The 17,216-nt window shown below is 58.1% G+C and carries 18 protein-coding genes; 4 read left to right on the plus strand and 14 right to left on the minus strand.

From position 1 onward, the window contains the following. The first annotated feature begins 38 nt into the window (after positions 1-38). From SIB92_RS14910 to SIB92_RS14925, 4 genes are all read left to right on the plus strand, one after another. The gene (locus tag SIB92_RS14910; protein ID WP_168591290.1) at positions 39-242 is read left to right on the plus strand and encodes a hypothetical protein; all 204 of its coding nucleotides are present in this window, start codon (positions 39-41) and stop codon (positions 240-242) included. Between the two features lie 5 nt (positions 243-247). Next, on the plus strand, positions 248-514 hold the full coding sequence (locus SIB92_RS14915) for a hypothetical protein (RefSeq protein ID WP_412552784.1): 267 nt from the start codon (positions 248-250) through the stop codon (positions 512-514). 581 nt (positions 515-1,095) lie between these two features. Next, a complete protein-coding gene (gene hemA / locus SIB92_RS14920) occupies positions 1,096-2,319 on the plus strand; it encodes a 5-aminolevulinate synthase (protein ID WP_412555846.1) in 1,224 nt (407 codons plus the stop codon). Between the two features lie 20 nt (positions 2,320-2,339). After that, a complete protein-coding gene (locus SIB92_RS14925) occupies positions 2,340-2,843 on the plus strand; it encodes a DUF2478 domain-containing protein (RefSeq protein ID WP_412552785.1) in 504 nt (167 codons plus the stop codon). 1 nt (position 2,844) lies between these two features. On the opposite strand, the gene SIB92_RS14930 is transcribed toward SIB92_RS14925, so the two are convergent. From SIB92_RS14930 to rlmN, 14 genes are all read right to left on the minus strand, one after another. Continuing rightward, on the minus strand, positions 2,845-3,555 hold the full coding sequence (locus tag SIB92_RS14930; RefSeq protein ID WP_412552786.1) for a sirohydrochlorin chelatase: 711 nt from the start codon (positions 3,553-3,555) through the stop codon (positions 2,845-2,847). 22 nt (positions 3,556-3,577) lie between these two features. Continuing rightward, positions 3,578-5,140 carry a cytochrome D1 domain-containing protein gene (locus SIB92_RS14935; protein WP_412552787.1) on the minus strand — a complete coding sequence of 521 codons (1,563 nt, stop codon included), beginning with the start codon at positions 5,138-5,140 and terminating at the stop codon, positions 3,578-3,580. Further along, positions 5,115-6,329: a heme d1 biosynthesis radical SAM protein NirJ gene (gene nirJ / locus SIB92_RS14940; protein ID WP_412552788.1), complete on the minus strand. Its 1,215-nt coding sequence runs from the start codon at positions 6,327-6,329 to the stop codon at positions 5,115-5,117. The genes SIB92_RS14935 and nirJ overlap by 26 nt, the downstream gene beginning before the upstream one ends. Before the next feature lies 1 nt (position 6,330). Then, entirely contained in the window at positions 6,331-6,819 is a 489-nt protein-coding gene (locus tag SIB92_RS14945) for an Lrp/AsnC family transcriptional regulator (RefSeq protein ID WP_412552789.1), read from the minus strand. Further along, positions 6,816-7,268: an Lrp/AsnC family transcriptional regulator gene (locus tag SIB92_RS14950; protein ID WP_412552790.1), complete on the minus strand. Its 453-nt coding sequence runs from the start codon at positions 7,266-7,268 to the stop codon at positions 6,816-6,818. The genes SIB92_RS14945 and SIB92_RS14950 overlap by 4 nt, the downstream gene beginning before the upstream one ends. Continuing rightward, complete coding sequence (locus SIB92_RS14955; protein ID WP_412552791.1) at positions 7,265-8,263, minus strand: AsnC family transcriptional regulator; 999 nt, start codon at positions 8,261-8,263, stop codon at positions 7,265-7,267. The genes SIB92_RS14950 and SIB92_RS14955 overlap by 4 nt, the downstream gene beginning before the upstream one ends. A 3-nt stretch (positions 8,264-8,266) precedes the next feature. Next, positions 8,267-9,415: a cytochrome D1 domain-containing protein gene (locus tag SIB92_RS14960; protein WP_412552792.1), complete on the minus strand. Its 1,149-nt coding sequence runs from the start codon at positions 9,413-9,415 to the stop codon at positions 8,267-8,269. Continuing rightward, positions 9,412-9,717 (minus strand): c-type cytochrome, encoded by a 306-nt coding sequence (locus SIB92_RS14965; RefSeq protein ID WP_412552793.1) that lies wholly within the window; start codon positions 9,715-9,717, stop codon positions 9,412-9,414. Before SIB92_RS14965 ends, SIB92_RS14960 begins: the two co-directional genes overlap by 4 nt. Continuing rightward, positions 9,710-10,492, minus strand: coding sequence for a uroporphyrinogen-III C-methyltransferase (cobA, locus tag SIB92_RS14970; RefSeq protein WP_412552794.1), 783 nt, complete (start codon positions 10,490-10,492; stop codon positions 9,710-9,712). The genes SIB92_RS14965 and cobA overlap by 8 nt, the downstream gene beginning before the upstream one ends. Before the next feature lie 214 nt (positions 10,493-10,706). Beyond that, positions 10,707-11,123, minus strand: a complete 417-nt coding sequence (locus SIB92_RS14975) for a plastocyanin/azurin family copper-binding protein (protein ID WP_412552795.1) — start codon at positions 11,121-11,123, stop codon at positions 10,707-10,709. 65 nt (positions 11,124-11,188) lie between these two features. Beyond that, a complete protein-coding gene (locus SIB92_RS14980) occupies positions 11,189-13,009 on the minus strand; it encodes a NapC/NirT family cytochrome c (RefSeq protein ID WP_412552796.1) in 1,821 nt (606 codons plus the stop codon). Between the two features lie 105 nt (positions 13,010-13,114). After that, positions 13,115-14,788 (minus strand): cytochrome D1 domain-containing protein, encoded by a 1,674-nt coding sequence (locus tag SIB92_RS14985; RefSeq protein ID WP_412552797.1) that lies wholly within the window; start codon positions 14,786-14,788, stop codon positions 13,115-13,117. A gap of 293 nt (positions 14,789-15,081) precedes the next feature. Beyond that, positions 15,082-15,780 carry a Crp/Fnr family transcriptional regulator gene (locus tag SIB92_RS14990; RefSeq protein ID WP_412552798.1) on the minus strand — a complete coding sequence of 233 codons (699 nt, stop codon included), beginning with the start codon at positions 15,778-15,780 and terminating at the stop codon, positions 15,082-15,084. A gap of 111 nt (positions 15,781-15,891) precedes the next feature. Further along, positions 15,892-17,085 (minus strand): 23S rRNA (adenine(2503)-C(2))-methyltransferase RlmN, encoded by a 1,194-nt coding sequence (rlmN, locus tag SIB92_RS14995; RefSeq protein ID WP_412552799.1) that lies wholly within the window; start codon positions 17,083-17,085, stop codon positions 15,892-15,894. Positions 17,086-17,216 lie beyond the last annotated feature (131 nt).

Below are 17,216 nucleotides of genomic sequence, written 5' to 3' on the forward strand. Positions count from 1 at the left end.
TCGATAAGGTGCCTTAAGAACACAACAGGAGTTGTCCTATGAACAAGTTCGCTCTGGCCGTATTGGCCGGGGTCTTGGCCTCACCCGCCATCGCCCACCACGACCACACCCCGCTGCGTGAAGCGGTGATTGACGGCCACTCCCACGCGGTGGGTGGTGCCACACTTTGGCTTGCCGGCGGCGCAGTTGCCATGGTTCTGGCACTCTATGCCGTGCAACGGTCGGTCTTTCGCAAGAAATGAGCACCATGGCGCAGCATAGAGACGGCAGATGGCCGGTTTGGGCGGTATCCTTGGTGATGTACCCGTTTGCTGCGGGCGCCGCCTATGTGAACCTGTTTTTTCTGTTTCTGATGCTGCAGGCCCTTGGCATCGACGCAATTTCCACCAAACAGGCGATCTACGGCGGCATCGTTTTGGGCATTCCTTTCGCCTGGATTTCCGGTCGTTGGATTCGCGGCCTGATTGATGAAGCCGAAGACGCTGCCGACAAGGATGCAGACACCCGACCCTGACGTGGCCACTGAGGCTGACCTCTTCAGCCGCCCCTCCCTCCCCCGGATTGGCCACGACCCAGCAGACACCAAACCCACCCTCGGGTTTGGTGTTTTGCGTTTCAGATCCCTTTCAGCCACCAGAAAATTCCTGCATGTCAGACGCATCATTTCTCCATATTTTTAAGGCCTTGCGTGAGAAATTTCGTCGGTCTTGACCGTTGTTAAGTGCGCCGCCGTTACGCTGTGACACAACGGGGGCAGGTTCACCCGGCAAGGGTATTCGCGTCCCCTTGTCCCTGAAATTGAATTCGGCCTCAGTGACTGTGTTGCCTCTGTTCTTGGGTGAGGCCAGAGGCGGCGAACATCACGCCCGGGCGTGTCTCGCCCACAGGCCAACCGCCTTGATGTGTGACATCCTCATGCATGTCGAGGCCGAACGCTGTCACTTGACCGGGCAGCAGGCGGTTGGTCTTTTTATCTTCCCTTTCAAACACATGTGAGCGCCCAAACTAAATGTGGCAGGCTTGACAAAGGTCATGCGAAAGCGACTTGCGATGGGTTTTAAAGAAGCCAACCCAGAATCTACCGGAGGATGTCCGATGGACTACCAGGCTTACTTCAAAACCCGCCTTGATGCGCTGCGCGACGACGGCAACTACCGTGTCTTTGCCGATCTTGCCCGCAAGCGTGGCAACTTCCCGCGCGCCAATCACACCGGCGAAGAGAGCAGCGGCGAGGTCACCATCTGGTGCTCCAACGACTACCTTGGCATGGGGCAAAACCCTGATGTCCTGTCGGCCATGCACACCGCGCTGGACACGGTGGGTGCGGGCGCAGGCGGGACACGGAATATCTCGGGCACCACTCACGAACATGTGCTCCTGGAAGCAGAGCTGGCGGACTTGCATGGGAAGGAAGCCGCTCTGCTTTTCACCTCTGGATATGTCTCTAACTGGGCCGCATTGGGCACTTTGGCGAGCCAAATTCCGGGCTGCATCGTGTTTTCTGACGCGCTTAACCACGCCTCGATGATCGAGGGCATCCGCCACTCCAAGGCGGCGCGGGTGATCTGGAAACACAATGACCTTGAGGATCTGGAGGCCAAATTGGCCGCAGCAGATCCGAACGCGCCAAAGCTGATTGCCTTTGAAAGTGTCTATTCCATGGACGGCGACATCGCGCCGATCAAAGAGATCTGTGATCTGGCCGACAAATACGGCGCCATGACCTACCTCGACGAAGTGCATGCGGTGGGTCTTTACGGGCCACGCGGCGGCGGCATCGCCGAGCGCGAAGGCTTGATGGACCGGTTGACCGTGATCGAAGGCACCTTGGGCAAGGCCTATGGCGTTGTTGGCGGCTATATCGCGGCCTCTGCAGAGCTCTGCGATTTTGTGCGCAGCTTTGCCAGCGGGTTTATCTTCACCACCGCCCTGCCCCCAGCCGTGGCCGCCGGGGCGCGGGCCTCGGTGCAGCACCTGAAAGCCTCAAACGTGGAACGGGACAGCCAAAAAGAACGCGTGGCCAAGGTCCGCGCCGGCTTGGACAGTCTTGGCATTCCGCATATTCCAAACCCCTCCCACATCATCCCGGTGATGGTGGGCGACCCGGTGAAATGTAAGTTCATCTCTGACACGTTGATGCGCGACTATGGCGTTTACATTCAGCCAATCAACTACCCCACCGTGCCCAAAGGCACCGAGCGGCTGCGCATCACTCCATCGCCGGTGCACAGTGACGCGGACATCGACCACCTGCTGGAAGCGTTGGAGGCGCTGTGGAGCCAATGTGAAGTGGCCCGCGTGCCGATGGCGGCGCAATAGAGACTGATAGAGGGAAAACGATGCGTATTGGCTATGTGTCGGCTGACGGCCGCGGGGAAACTGACCGGCTGATTTCTGAAGCAGCGGCCACTTTGGAGGCGGAGGGATTCCGCCTCAATGGCATTGTGAAGGTGCTGCAAGAGCAACCGGAGGGCAGCCATCATTGTGATATGGATGTGCGTGTGCTGTCAGACGGGCGCAGCATCCGCATCACGCAATCGCTGGGCAAAGAGTCCCAAGGCTGTCGGTTGAACCCAGAGGCAATTGCCGAAGCGGTTGCGGCTGTGGATCAAACCGGTGGCGTAACGGCGGACGCGTTCTTGCTCAACAAGTTTGGCCCCGAAGAGGCCGAAGGGCGCGGCTTTCGCCATGCCATAGCCGATGCTCTGGAAAAGGGCATTCCGGTGCTGGTCGGACTGGGGGCAGGTGAAGCTACCCGCAAAGGATTTGAGGCGTTTGTCGGCGACTTGGCCGTGGCGCTCCCGGCAGATCCGGATGCGTTACTGAGCTTTGTGCGCGGCTGAACTAAGCCGCGCGTTTCGCCTCCAATGAGGCAATTTCAGCCTGAATAGACTCTGCTATCAGCTCTACCATCCCTGGCAGTTGGCTGATTGCTTGGAGCACTTCCCCAACAAACCCAGCCATATCCAAGGCTTTACGCACGTCTTTGCGCACGTGCTCGCCTTCCATCGCAAAGAACGGCAAACACATGGCTGATTCCGGCGCTGCTTTGGCAACCTCTGTCAGCAACGGTTCCTGTTCAATGAAGCCAAGGTGTATCGGATAGCCGTCCAGCGCCGCTTGCAGCTGGCGAGTGAATTCCTGCGGCACTTGTGCCGGGGCAATGCGGCCACTGGCAGAGCCATGCGCCACCACCAACAGAGGGCCTTTGCCAAAACCTGCACTGTTGCGAAGCGCTTTCGCGGTGGCGTCAATCAAAGACGGTGCCATGCCAAACGGCGTCATGACCTCGACCGGCGCATTGCCCAGACGCTTGGCGAGCGTAGTGCGAACAAACCACCCGTCAGTCATAAACAGCGGATAGATCACGCCACCGTCGCGCAGGTTTGTGAGTTGTTCTTCAAGTTTTCCCGGCGCAGCCAGGGTGGCTGTGCCAAGGGACAGATCGCTACAATGTGGCTCTATTTCAGCCAAAAAGCCCGCCAAAGCCTGTTCTGCCTTCAAAGGTGCAGAGGGTTGACCATGGGCTACAATCAGGGCGTCAAACTGGGACATGGCGGGCTCCTTTCGAGCTGGCTTAGTGGCTGGTGCCTTCTTCAAAGGTGATCTTGTTCCAGACGTTGTACTTGCCTGAAGGCTTGTTCATTGGCAGGCGTTTGATCTCCTCAAGCGTCTTGGCGTCATAGACAATCACCGCACCGTCGTTCTCCCAGATCGACACCAAGGCATGGCTGCCGTCTTTGGTGAACTCAACATGCGCCACGGTGGCGTCCGGCTCTGGGCGCAGGGTTTTCACGATCTCCAAGGTCTCTTTGTCGATCACATGCATTTTGTCTTTGTTGGGGCCAAAGAACACGTCGACCCAGACGTAAGGCGAGTTTTTATGCGAGCGCATGAAGAAGCCCGGACCTTCGGTTTTGATCTTCTTCACGGTCTGCCAGCTTTCCATGTCGATCACCGACACCATGCCGTCCTTGAGGTGCGGCGTGGCCATCACGGTGGTGCCGTTCCACTCCCAGGTGATGCCAGAGCCGAGGTGCGGCATACCAGGAAGATCCAAATCGGCCTCTTTCTGACCAATCACCAGATCCATCACCAGACCGCCCTCGCCTTTGCGGGATGCGCCCATGACGTATTCGTAAGACTGGTCAAAGAAGAAGTCGTCCATGTAGTCCGGCGTGCTGATCTTGCGCACCGGGAAGTCGGTGTCCTGCGGCACCGGCCCTTCGATGCGATAGTCATGCGCCAAGCCGCCGGCGAAGATGTTCATGTCCGGGTATTTGGCATAGCTGACTTCCCAGATTTCCGGCACATCCTTGAGCGCGAGCACAAAGCTTTCCCGTGGCGGCGCCTGATAGACGGCAGCAATCCGGCTTGGGGTGCCGTCTTTGCCGACAACGTCGTGCACTTCGGCCACGGAAAGGTCTTCGGTCGAGAGAATTGTCAGCGTGTTGGGCAGGTAATTGGCCACCGCCAGCCATTTGCCGTCACCGGACATGGCGATGTTGCGACTGTTCAGGCCCGCGCGTACGCGGCCGACCTGTTTCAGCGCGTAGATGTCATATTTCTGCACCCAGCCGTCACGTGACATGATGAAGACAAACTTGCCATCCGGTGTGAACTTTGGCCCGCCGTGCACGGCAAAAGGGGTTTCAAAGCGGTCGAGCACCTCAAACGTGTCGCCATCAAGCACCGACACATGGTGATCGCCAGTTTCCACAGCCAAGGTGATGTTCATGGGATCCGACGCCCACACCGGGCCATCAACCGGCGCGTAGTCGTCGTCCATTACGCGGGACGCCATGATCTCTTCTGGGCCCCATGGTGGAATGACCTCTAGCGGGGTTTTGAGATAGGCGGCCAATTCGGTGATCGCCTCAGCGGTAAGCTCCTCGAAATACCCTGGCATCTGCGTCGCAACACGTCCGTCGCGGATCACCGCTTCGATCTTGGGACCACGCATGCGTTTGAGTGTTTCGGGGATCAACGCCGGGCCTTGGGCGCCCAGCCGGTTTTCGCCGTGACAATCGGCGCAGAGGTTTGTGTAGTCCGCAATCGGATCGGCAGAAGCGGCCAAAGGTAGACCCGCAACCACGGTTGCGAGCAGCGTGGCTTTAAAAGAACTGGTGTTTCGGGTCATGGCTTTTTCCTCGGAAGGGGGTGACTTCGAGACGCTCGGCATCGGCGATACCGATCTCTTCGTTTGTGAGATAGCAGGCCGGATCTTCGGCCCAGGGGTTGCCGGTCACTTGCAGCGCGCGAATACGGGTGTTGCCGCCACAGACGTCTTTGATCTTACACTCGCCACAGCGCCCTTCGAGCGGACGGGGACGTGTGCGTAGGGTTGCCAGCATCGGATCTTCGCCGGTCCATAGCTCGGAAAACGGCGTCGTTTTCACATTCCCAACAGTGTAGTCGGACCAATAGGTGTCCGGGTGGACTTTACCGAGGAAGTCGATGTTGGCGACGCCCATGCCGGAGGAATTGCCGCCCCAGGCCACAAGGTGATCGCGCAAATTCGAGACCAACTCGGCCGAAAAGCGCTCTTTGGCCCATTGCAGAAAATACCCTGCGTCGGCGTCATTGTTGCCGGTGACGATGTCCAGCGGACGCCCGCCAGAGGCCGCTTCCCAGGCGCGTTCCAGCAACAGGTCCATGCCTTTCCGGGTCATCTTGTGATGCGCATCTTCGCCCCGGTTTTTGTCGCCACGCCCCGCATACACGAGGTGAGACAGATAGAATTTGTCCACACCCTCATCGTCGCAGAGTTTCAGCAGATCAGGCAGGTGATGTTGCGTGCCTTCGGTCAGGCAAAAGCGCAGACCCACACGCACATCGCGCTTCTTGAGCTCGCGAACGCCACGAACAGCGGCGTCAAACGCCCCATCCACGCCACGGAACCAGTCATTGGTTTCGCCAATGCCATCGATGGAGATACCCACGTAGTCAAAACCAATTTCAGCCACCTGATCGGCAGTTTCACCGTGGATTTTGGTGCCGTTGGTCGAGAGCGCCAACACGCGGGTCAGTTCCCGTGCCCGTTTCGCCAGCGGGAAGAGATAAGGGCTGTCCAGCGGTTCACCGCCCGACAAGATGATTGCGGGCACGCGGAATTGGCCAAGGTCCTCAAGCGTGTCAAACGCCTGCGCCTCGCTCAGCTCGCCTGGGAACTTCACGTCGGCCGACACGGTGTAGCAGTGACGGCATTTCAGGTTACAGCGGCGGGTCAGGTTCCAGATCACCACCGGTTTTACCGGGCCAGATCCGCGACGCTTGCGCACCGGAGTCGGATTGGCGAGCTGATGCATGTATTCGGTCAGACGGAACATGTCAGTCTCCTTTCTTGCGCAACCGGAGGCCGGTTTTTTTCAAAATGCGGGTGGAATAGAGCGTGTCAGAAGCGCGCAGCGCGTCGCCCAAAATGGCCACGATCTCTTGGCGTTTCTCTTCGACTTCTTCCCGAGAAGAGCCATGCACCATGGCAAAGAGGTTATAGGGCCAATCTGGCAGCGCGCGGGGACGTTCGTAGCTGTGCGTCACAAAAGGCAGCGCGCCGATCTTGGGGCCAACCTCAGAGAGCACCGCGCCGTCTACATCCCACACAGTCATACCGTTGGCGGTCATGCCCAGCTTGTAGTGATTGGGCGCGGCAGCGATGCGGCGAATTGTGCCGCTTTCTTTCATTGCGGCAAGGCGTTTGGTCAGCTCGCTTTCTTCCAGATTCAGGCTCTGTGCCACCTCAAAATAGGGGTTTGGCACCAAGGGAAGCCCCCCCTGAAGCGCCTCGATGATGGCGCGGTCTGTTGCGTCGATGCTCATGCTGCCACCCTGAAGCCGATAAAAAATTCTTGTAATTTGGGGAACTGATAGACCCGCAGTCCGGTCTCTTCCTCAATACGCGCGGCGCTCTCGCCGATGCCCGCTTCAGTCTCACAGGCCAGCACAAACCACATGTTGAGTTTGTGGGTGCGTTCGTAATTGTGGGCCACCTCAAGGTGGGCATTCACAAGATCATTGACCTCGTCAAAGCGCTCCTGCGGCACCTCCATGGCGCAGAGGCAAAAGGCGCCGCCCATGCGCACGGCGTCAAAGAACGGGCCAAAGCGGGTCAACACACCGTTCTCGCGCATGGCTTTCACGCGGATCAGAAGCTCGCCTTCAGTAATCCCGAGACTTTCCGCCAGCGGCAGAAACGGGCGATGGGTCAGCGGCAGGTCGTCCTGCAACGCGTTCACCAAGGCGCGGTCGATGTCATCCAACTGGCTCATGCGGCACCCCCTTTGGCTTTGTCGATCACTGCACCCTTCTGGCGGAAACAACGGGTGGAGAAGAGGACTTCGTGGTCCACACCCCGAAGCTCTGGCAGCGTTTCGGCTTTGGCCAAAACAGCCAGCGCGTCATCGCGCGATTGCGCGTGGATCATGCAGTAGAGCCGATAGGGCCAGACATCCGGCACCGGGCGGCGCTCGTAACACAGCGTGATGCCAGGCAGAGTGGCCAGTTGTTTACCTGCGCCCGCCACGCGGTCCTGCGGCAGATCCCAGACCACCATGGCGTTGGATTTCCAACCCAACGTACGGTGGCGCACGATTACGCCCAGCCGGGAAAGAATGCCTGCGTCGGTCAGGGCATCAACACGTTCCATCACGTCATCCTCACTGCGGTGCAGTTGGTTTGCAATCACCTGGTATGGCGTGCTGGTCAGCGGCATGCCGATGGACAGGACATTCATCAGCGCTTTGTCGCCGTCTACGATGGCCGAGGGATCTGCGGTCCGTTTCGCCGGATGACAGATCGGGGCGCCGCCGGAGGTCATTTTGAACCCAAGGTCGATGTTAAACGGCTGACGCAGCCGCAAATCCATCACGCGCAGGCCGGTGCGCTGTGCAATGCGGTCGAGCAGATCATCCACCGCGTCGCGATCCGCGCCGGTGGCGACGAACCACAGGTTCCAGTGGTTTTCCCGCTCATAAGAGTGGTTCACACCGGGCTCTTCGTTGATGATCGCGGCAACCTCTTCCACGCGCCCCTCAGGTGCGGCGACAGCTGCCAAAGTGGAGGCCGAGAGCGTGTTGGGCGCGCAGGTAGCGCCCACACGGGTGATGCGGCCTTCATTGCGCAGCGCGGTCAGGCGCTCGAGCACATCGGCCTCAGATGTGCCTAAACTCTTCGCCAGTTCGGCAAACGGCTTGGACACAACCGGGAAATCGCGCTGCCAATCATCCAGCAGCTGGCGATCGAGGATATCGGCAACGTCTTGCATCGCTCAGAGCCCCGTCCGGTGCGCACGCGCGGTGAAGAAAATTCCCGAAGGGCTGTCCGCCTCAATCTCGCGCAACAGCTCGAAGGTGTGGGTGTCGTAGACCTTCACTTTGTTCTCATCCCGCACGCTGAGCCAGATTTCGTGGCCCCGTGGCGTGAACTCCATGTGCAGCACCGCAGGGCCGGGCTTGAACTCATGAATGATCTCTTTGCTGACGCTGTCGATCACCTGAATGGTATCGTTCATCGGGTGGGCAAAGTTGACCCAGACCTGACGGCCATCCGGCCGCGCCATGGCAAACACGGGCTGTGAGTAGGTCTTGGTGCGGGCGGTCTCTTCCAAGGTGTTGGCGTCGATCCAGAGCACCTCGTGGTGACCGACGGCTGGCAGGACAAATTCAGACCCTGTTAAGGCCCAACCTTCCAAATGCGGCATCTTATAAACCGGCATCTCTTCCTGCCCGCGGCCATAGTTTGGCAGCACACGGATCGGCTTGGGGTCGTCTTCCCAGAGGTCCAGCGCGGTCAGGCCATCTTCGCCAAACAGGCCGGTAATGTAGGTGCGCCCATTGCCGGTAATCAGCGCGTCGTATGGGTTCTCGCCCATGTCAGGGATCTTGGTGATCTGCATATCGGATCCCGACAGATCAGCAATCCAGGTCTCGCCCGTGTCCCACATCGTAAAGACGAACCGGCGCCCCGGTGCGTCCACGAGACCAATGGTTTTGCTGTCTGTCGGAATGTCTGCGACCAGCTCCAGCGTGTCGGCATCAAAGATGCGCACCCCGCCCGGTTCATAGTTGGAAACGGCGACCAGTTTGCCATCGTCCGAAATCGCGCCGCCAATTGAGTTCCCGGCCTGCACCACTCGGTTGGCAATCTTGCGCTCTACAATGTCGACCTTGGTCAACCCACCGTCGCGGCCAAAGACATAGGCAAAGCGCTCATCGGAGGAGTAAACCATCGAGGCGTGGGAGAGATCTCCCAAGCCTTCGATCCGGGCCAAAGAGGCGCGTTCGGATTGATCCACCAACAACACCGAGCCTTTGGCACGCTCAATGATCAGGCCCAGATCGCCGGTGGCGATGGTCTCGGCAAACGCGGCGGTGCCCATCACGGCGGCCACGGCCAAAGCGGAAATCAGGCTTTTCATGGTGTTTGTCCTTTCAACAGATACTCCGCAATCCAATCGGCCTCAGCCTCTGTGATGAGGGGGCGCCACGGGGGCATTGCGGTGTCGGGAATGCCGTCGAGAATCACAGCCTTAAGCCCCTCGGCGTCATAGTGTTCGATGGTTTCCGGGCGGATGTCCGGCCCCAGACCGCCCTTGAGCGTCAAGCCATGGCACGAGCCACAATCCTGCAGCACAAACCGCTCCAGCTTGATGGGGTCCAAAGTGGGCTCCCCAGCAGCAGCGGTGCCTGCGAGGAGCAGCAAGGCCAAGAGCTTAGCCATGGGCGGCGATCTCCTTTTCCGGGCTGAGCAGTGCGGAGTCATAAAGCGAGACCACTTTGCCGATCACAAAGAGCGTGGGCGGCTTCAGACCGGCGTCGCGGCTGTCTTGCACCACGCGGTTGAGTGTTGAAATCATCCGGCTTTCGTCGGCTGCGGAAACGCGCGAGATCGCCATCACCGGAGTGGAACCCGGCAAACCTTCGGTCATCAGGCCCACGGCGATCTGGCCAATGTTGGCGACGCCCATGTAGACCACCAAGGTGGTGTCCGGGTCGGCCAGTTTCTTCCAGTCCAGATCGAGCGCATTGTCGGCTTGGCGGTGTCCGGTCACATATTGCACGCCGGTGGCAAGGCCCCGGTGGGTAAGCGGCACGCCAGTCACACTGGCCGCACCTTGTGCAGCGGTGATCCCTGGCGCGTACTCGACCTCGACGCCCTGTTCGATCAGATGTGCGGCCTCTTCAGAGCCACGGCCAAAGATTAAGGGATCGCCCCCTTTGAGCCGAGCGACTGTGCGACCTGCCAGCGCTTCCTCCGCCAGGATCTCGTTGATACGCTCCTGCGGCACAGTGTGGCATTTGGGGGATTTACCGACAAAGATCATCTTGGCATCTGGGTTGGCCATGGCGATGATCTCGTCAGAAACCAGACGGTCATAGACCACGGCGTCGGCCTCTTTCAGCATGCGGATGGCTTTTACGGTCATCAGCTCCGGGTCGCCGGGGCCTGCGCCGATCAGGTAAACTTTACCGGTCATATCTCTCTCGCTCGTCATCTTGTGGCTGGCTGATCACCACACGACACAGGCAAAGACGGCGCAAAATGCGCGCTTTCGAGACATTGCCAGCGGGTGAGGCTTGGGCCGGTTTATGAAAGCAAGGTGGCGGTTTTGGGCGGGTGATTCCTTGACAAAAGCTAAGGCGCGCCAGCTCTGACGCGCCTTATTTCATTGACCAAAACATCAATCGAAAATGTGGTTTTTCAGAGGGTTACTCTGGCACCACCGTGACCATGCCAATCATTTTCTGGGTCTCCCAATGGGGGCCGCACAGGTAGTCCTGGTCGCCTTCGGTCAGGAAGGTGAATTCAATCACCTCTTCCGGAAACGCGCGGTCACTTTCGGGTTCGTTTGGCACTTTCACACTGTGGCTGGTGCGCTTGTCGACATTGGCCCAGCGCACGGTTGCGCCAACCGGCACTGTGATGGCGGCAGGGCAGAAGTTGTACTTGTACATTTTCACCACAACCACGCCTTCGGCATCGGCTGACGGTGCCCCGAACATCTCGACATATCGCTCTTCGGCTTCGGCACAGAGCCCTGCTGTGTCGTCCTCAGCCACAACAGGAAAAGCCGCGCCAAGCGCGACCAGAGGGGAGAGAGCAAGGGCAATCAAACGCGGGGACATTGGTCTTCCTTCCTAAAGCAAAAAGAAAAAGCGGCGACCAGAACCCTGGCCGCCGCTTTTTGATGTTATTGACCTACGACGTTAATGTCGGCGTCTGCGTTGTCCAGCGCCAGCCCAAGGTTGAGCGTGACGTGGTGGAAACGAGCGTCCGAATAGTCGTCGTGGATTGCAAACCCAACGGTGTAGGTTTTGCCAGCTTCCAGCGCGACATCACCGTCACCACCAGCCAACGGCCGGGAGAACGTCACGGTCCAGGTGCCATCCGCAGAAAGGGATGCAGCCCCAGCCATCTCACCTTCATTCACGGTGCGGCTTTCTAGCAGATAGCCGTTTTCGGCGGTGCCATCGGCGTAGACACGCATCAGGTCCATGAAAGTACCATCTGCCAGCAGCTGATCCACTTCACCCTGTTCCTTCAGATTGGCCCAACCACCTTGTGCTTTGCCGCGACGGCCTTTGACTTCCACCTTGGTGCGGCTCTCGGTCAGATACTTGGTGATCGAGTCGCTCACATTCAGACGACCAGCGGCATCCGCATTGGCAGCAATACCTTCGGCACCCGGATCAAACGGCATGTAGGTGTTGTCGGCATGACAAGTTGCCCAGCAGCCCACCTGCTCGCCCAGCTCAATGCCCGTGCCGGTGATCATCATGCCCACCTTGATCTGGTTGTCTGGGTCCATCTTGCCACCGTCGACAAAGGGAACTGGGTTGTGACCAGCGTCTTCCCACTGCAGGCGGAAGTAGACGTTTTCACCGTCGTGCGCCGCTTGCAGCGTGGCCGGAATGGTGCCGCGCTTGCCTGGGATTGGGGTTGGCTCCAGCTCATCTTTTTTGCCGCCGCCACCAGCAACAATCTTGTTACCGATCGCTTCCAGCTCTTTGGCGTGACAGGTGGTGCATTGATCGCCACCTTTGGTGAGTGGACGGGCCCCGCCGTGTGTGCTGCCATTTTGCACCCACTCAAAAGAGGCCTGTCCTGGATAGAACAAGGTCAGATCCGCGCCGTCGACACCGTCCCAATTCACGTTGGCCCCGACGGTGTCGCCTGCAGCAGCAGGAGCCGCAGATGCTTCTGAGCCAGCATTGGCCGCAGCTAGTTCCGCCTCTACTTTGGCCCGCTCGTCCTCACGCGCGGCCGCTACCGCAGACTTTAGCTTCTCTTTGGCTGCCGCCGCTTCAGCTTTCTTGGCGGCTTCTTCTTCGGCTTCTTTGGCCTCTACCCGTGCCAGGCTTTCAAGATAGGCTGCCGGGACTTCGCGAATGAACTTCGGATTGGGCGCTTCCAGGACTTCCAGATATTCTTCGTCCGCCCGATCCCGAGCATCGGAGTGCGCGATCCCTTTGTGGCAATCGATACAGGTCTGCCCGGTTTTCATCGCGTTCAAATGCTGCGCGCGTGCCCGGGGTTTCTGGAACTCCGGCATCATGCTTTCAAAGTCGTGACAGTTGCGGCATTCGATCGAGTCGGTTTTTTTCATCCGCTCCCATTCGTTCATAGCCAGATGCAGACGCTTGGCCTCAAACTTCTCACGCGTGTTGATGGTGCCGGTGATCTTGCCCCAAACCTCGCGAGACGCTTTGATTTTGCGGATGATCTTGTGCGTCCAGTCTTTGGGCACGTGACAATCCGAACAGACCGCGCCGACACCCGAGCGGTTCACATCGTGGATTGTGCCTTGGTATTCCTGATACACAAAATCATTCATCTCGTGACAGGACACACAGAATTCTTTGGTGTTGGTGGCTTCCATGGCGGTGTTGAAACCACCCCAGAAGATAATGCCGGCCACAAAGACGCCTAGGATACCGGCCAGCGGCATTCCCCATATGAAATAGCGGCGCCAAATTGGGGCTTTTGGCTCTTGGTCATCGGACTGCGACATGTCCATGCTCCGTTTTGGCTGTGGGTCGGTCCGTCAGCAGGACCGGCGAAAAACGGAGGGGCGGGCGCTTGGCCCGCCCCTCTTTGGGTTTTTCCGATGCAACCTTTAGGTCACGTGGTTCGACCGGTTGTAGACGTTGAACTTGCCGGTTGGCGCATAGAGACCTTTGATCCGGCCGATCTCTTCAAGCGTTTTGGCGTCGAAGATCACGATCTCACCGTTTGGTTCCAGCGAGTCAGACAGGTTCCACTTGGAGACCCAGACCTCGGTGCCATCCTGGTTGAATTCGAAGTGCACCGCAGCGGAGCCTTCTTCTTCGGTGATCTGGATGGTCTTCACGATCTCACCAGTCTCTTTGCTGATGACCTGCACCGATTGCTGAATTTCAGGCTCAGGGTGCTTGGTCTGATCAGCCCAGATGTAGTCAGATTCTGGGTGGGTCCGGATAAAGAGGCCCGCCCCATCGGTTTCGGTCTCGTAGCAGACTTTCCAAGCCTGATCCGGATAGTTCTCTGGGTCGTTGCCCCAAACCGTCACAGCACCAACACCAAGGTGGGTTGTGCCAGCCACCGGACCACAATTTGGGTCGATCCAGTTTGCGCCTGGGCCAGGGTGTGGCAGCGCGGCTGTGTCGATCATCGCTTCCAGCTTGTGAGTCTCGGTGTCAACAACCACCATTTTGTTGGAGGCGTTGGCAGCGATCTGGAAATAACGACCGGTTGGGTCAAAGAAGCCATCGTGCAGGAACTTCGCGGAGTTGATCTTATCGATCCGCAGGTTGTCCATGTCGGTGTAGTCAACTTGCCAAAGCTGGCCGAGTTCTTTCACCGCCACAATCCAGGTTGGCTCGTTTGGTGTGGTGTAGATGGCGGCCACACGGGCTTCTTCTACGTATTCACCGTCCACGTTGGTACCGCGTGTCGAGACAACTTTCACAGGCTCCATGGTCTGCGCATCAACGATGGCAAAGTGTGGAGGCCAGTAGCCGCCACCGATCACGTATTTACCGTCGCCGGATACGGCCACGTCACGTGCGTCGTAGGCAATCTTGACTTCGGACACCAACATCTTATCCGGCGTCTGCCAGAGGTCGATCTTGGTCATCTTGCCGTCACGGCCCATGGTGTACCAGAAGCGACCTGGGTTCTCTGGCTCTTCAATCGAGTGGTGCTCAGACGCTTTCAGAACGTGCACAGCATAGCCAGTTGGGATGTGTGCCAGAACTTCTTTGGTGTCGCCGTCGATCACGGCCACCTTACCTACGTCACGCTCGATGACGACGAAGAAGTTTTCCCAGTTGCGGCCGTGCAGCGGCTCGGTTGGGTAGTCGGCTTCTTCAACATAGACCTTCCGGGTCTCTTTCATCTGCGCCAAAGACATTTCTGGTGGGGTTGGCGGCTCCATCATAATGTAGGTCGCCATGTCTTTGATCTGCTCCTCGGTCATAATGTCCGAGAAGTTGTTCATACCGCCTTCGGTACCCCAGGCGATGATTTTTTCCAGGCGCTCTTGGCCCAGCTTCAACGTGCCCGTCTCTGTGACGGAACCGTCTGCGTTTTTAACTTTCACAATTGGCTCGAGGCTTTTGCCGGTGGCGCCTTTGCGCAGCACACCGTGACAGCCAGCACACTGCTCGAAATACAGCTGTTTGGAGGCTTCGAATTTCTCTTCGCTCAGCGTCGGGGCTTCGGCAAGCGCCGGCACAGCAACGCTGCCGAGCATCATGGCCAGGCCAATCCCGAGCGAATTGCGGACTTTTTGGGTGGTTCCAAGTGACATGATCACTCTCCGTTTGCTTGGTGAGGCAAGCGGACAATGCGCCCATGTCACGGCGCTCAACTTGACAATAGTCAACAGCCCTCACGAAAAAGAGAGGAATGAGTAATTTTGGTTATAAGTCATTATGTTACACCAAAAACATCCATCTTGTGCGCAAGTTTTTGACGCAACCTAAAGGAGATGTGTGGCGAAGAAATGCACCCCAAGGTAAAGATTGGCGTGTCAAAAATTATGCCCGTCAGATGCAGTTTTTCCGCAAACCACCCGGCAAAAAGTGGATTCGGCGGTGAGTCTCAGCGCGTCCAGGCTTGCGCCGGATCTTCCTCGCAGTAGACGCGCAGATGCTCGATGTCTTCGATTTTGGCGAGGTTCTGTTTGATCTGCACCCCTTCGGATTTGAGTCGTGCAAACGCCCGGCTCAGGCTCTCAGGCTTCATCCCCAAACGCCCGGCAATGAGGATTTTGTCGTAGGGCAGAACGACCTCACAAGAGCCTTCATCCGCGTTGCTGAGCTCGCACAAGAACTCCGCCACCCGCTGCGCACTGGTCCGCGCCTTGAGCGCCTCAATCTGGCCCACAAGACTGTGCAAATGACGGAAGGTGGAGGCCAAGAGGGAGATGGCCGCCTCAGGCGTTTCGCGGATGCGACGCAAGTAGTCGTCCGCCTCAATACGCATCAGTTTCAGGGAGGTCACAGCCTCAGCCGACACCGGATACACATCACCCCGAAAGGCCAGCGCTTCGCCAAAGCTGCGGCCTTGGGTAAACACCCCCACAACCGCCTCGGTGCCGCTTGGCGCAATCCGATAGAGCTTGCACCAGCCAGATATCACAATGAAGATCGCCGTGGCTTTCTCGCCTTGCAGAAAGATGGTCTGGCCGCGGTCATATTCGGTGACATGTGCTGTCGACAGAAGCGTCTCTACTTCTTCTTCCGGCATGCTGCTAAACAGCAGCGACTGACGCGCTACGGCCTTGTATTCTGGCTGCATCTGCTGGCTCCCCTGCTCACCTATTCTGGATAGGCCGGACCCGCTCACCAATGCAAGCAGGGTAAAAAATACATAATTCCTGTATTTTATAGCGCTACCAGGCGGCTTCGCTCAAGAGCCAGACATCCCCGCTTCTGCTTCGATCTGCTTTCGGGACTTACGGGCGCGCTCGGTGGCCGACTTCAACTGACCACAAGCTGCCATGATATCTTCGCCGCGCGTCTTGCGGATTGGGGAAGCATAGCCCGCTTGATAGATGATGTTGGCAAAGGCACGAATGCGGTTGTTGGAGGAGCGTTTGTAGGGCGCGCCGGGCCATTCGTTGAACGGGATCAGGTTGATCTTGGCCGGGATGTTGTAGCGCTTGATGTGATCAATCAAACGGTGCGCGTCTTCATCCGTGTCGTTCACCCCGTCCAGCATCACATATTCAAAGGTGATGCGTTCTGAGTTGGAGACTTTGGGATAATCGGCCAGCGCTTGCAGCAGTTCATCAATCTTCCAGCGTTTGTTGATCGGCACCAACACATCGCGCACATCGTCGGTGGTTGCGTGGAAGGAAATTGCCAGCAGACAGCCGATCTCCTCAGCAGTGCGGGCAATTTCCGGCACCACGCCAGAGGTCGACAAAGTGATCCGACGGCGAGACAGGGAAATGCCTTCCGGGTCCATCGCAATCTTCATCGCGTCGCGCACGTTGTCGAAGTTGTAAAGCGGCTCGCCCATGCCCATCAGCACGATGTTGGACAGCAGGCGGGTTTCATCTTTAGGTTCGCCCGGCACAGGCCATTCACCCAAATCATCGCGCGCCACCATCAGTTGTCCAATGATCTCTCCTGCGGTCAGGTTGCGCACCAGTTTCTGCGTGCCGGTGTGACAGAAAGAACAGGTTAGCGTGCAGCCCACTTGCGAAGAAATACACAGCGTTCCGCGATCGTCCTCAGGGATGTAGACCACCTCAACTTCGTGTCCGCCGGCAATGCGCACCAGATATTTGCGGGTGCCATCCTCAGACACCTGGCGTGTCACCACCTCAGGTAGCGCAATCTCAAATTTCTCGTCCAGCTCCGCACGATACGCTTTGGCGAGGTTGGTCATCTCGTGGAAATCACGCACGCCCCACTGGTAGATCCACTGCCAAATCTGCCCCACGCGCATCTTGGCCTGCTTTTCCTTGGTGCCGTTGGCAATCAGAACTTCGCGCAGCTGATCACGGGTCAACCCAACAAGGTTGATCTTGCCACCCTCAGGCAGCTTGCGGGGAATGGTCATCACGTCCTGCGTGATTGGCGCGGAGGTACTCATGGCTCTGGGACTCATCTGGGAATTCAAGCGGTGCAGATACACCATTTAGGGCGTTTTGCAAATAATGCCAGAAAACGCGCTTAACGCCAAAACCAACTGACAGACCGTGTCAGTTGGTGTGTGAGAGAAGA

This window comes from Shimia sp. MIT1388 (assembly GCF_047124445.1).
Taxonomy (GTDB): Bacteria; Pseudomonadota; Alphaproteobacteria; order Rhodobacterales; family Rhodobacteraceae; genus Shimia.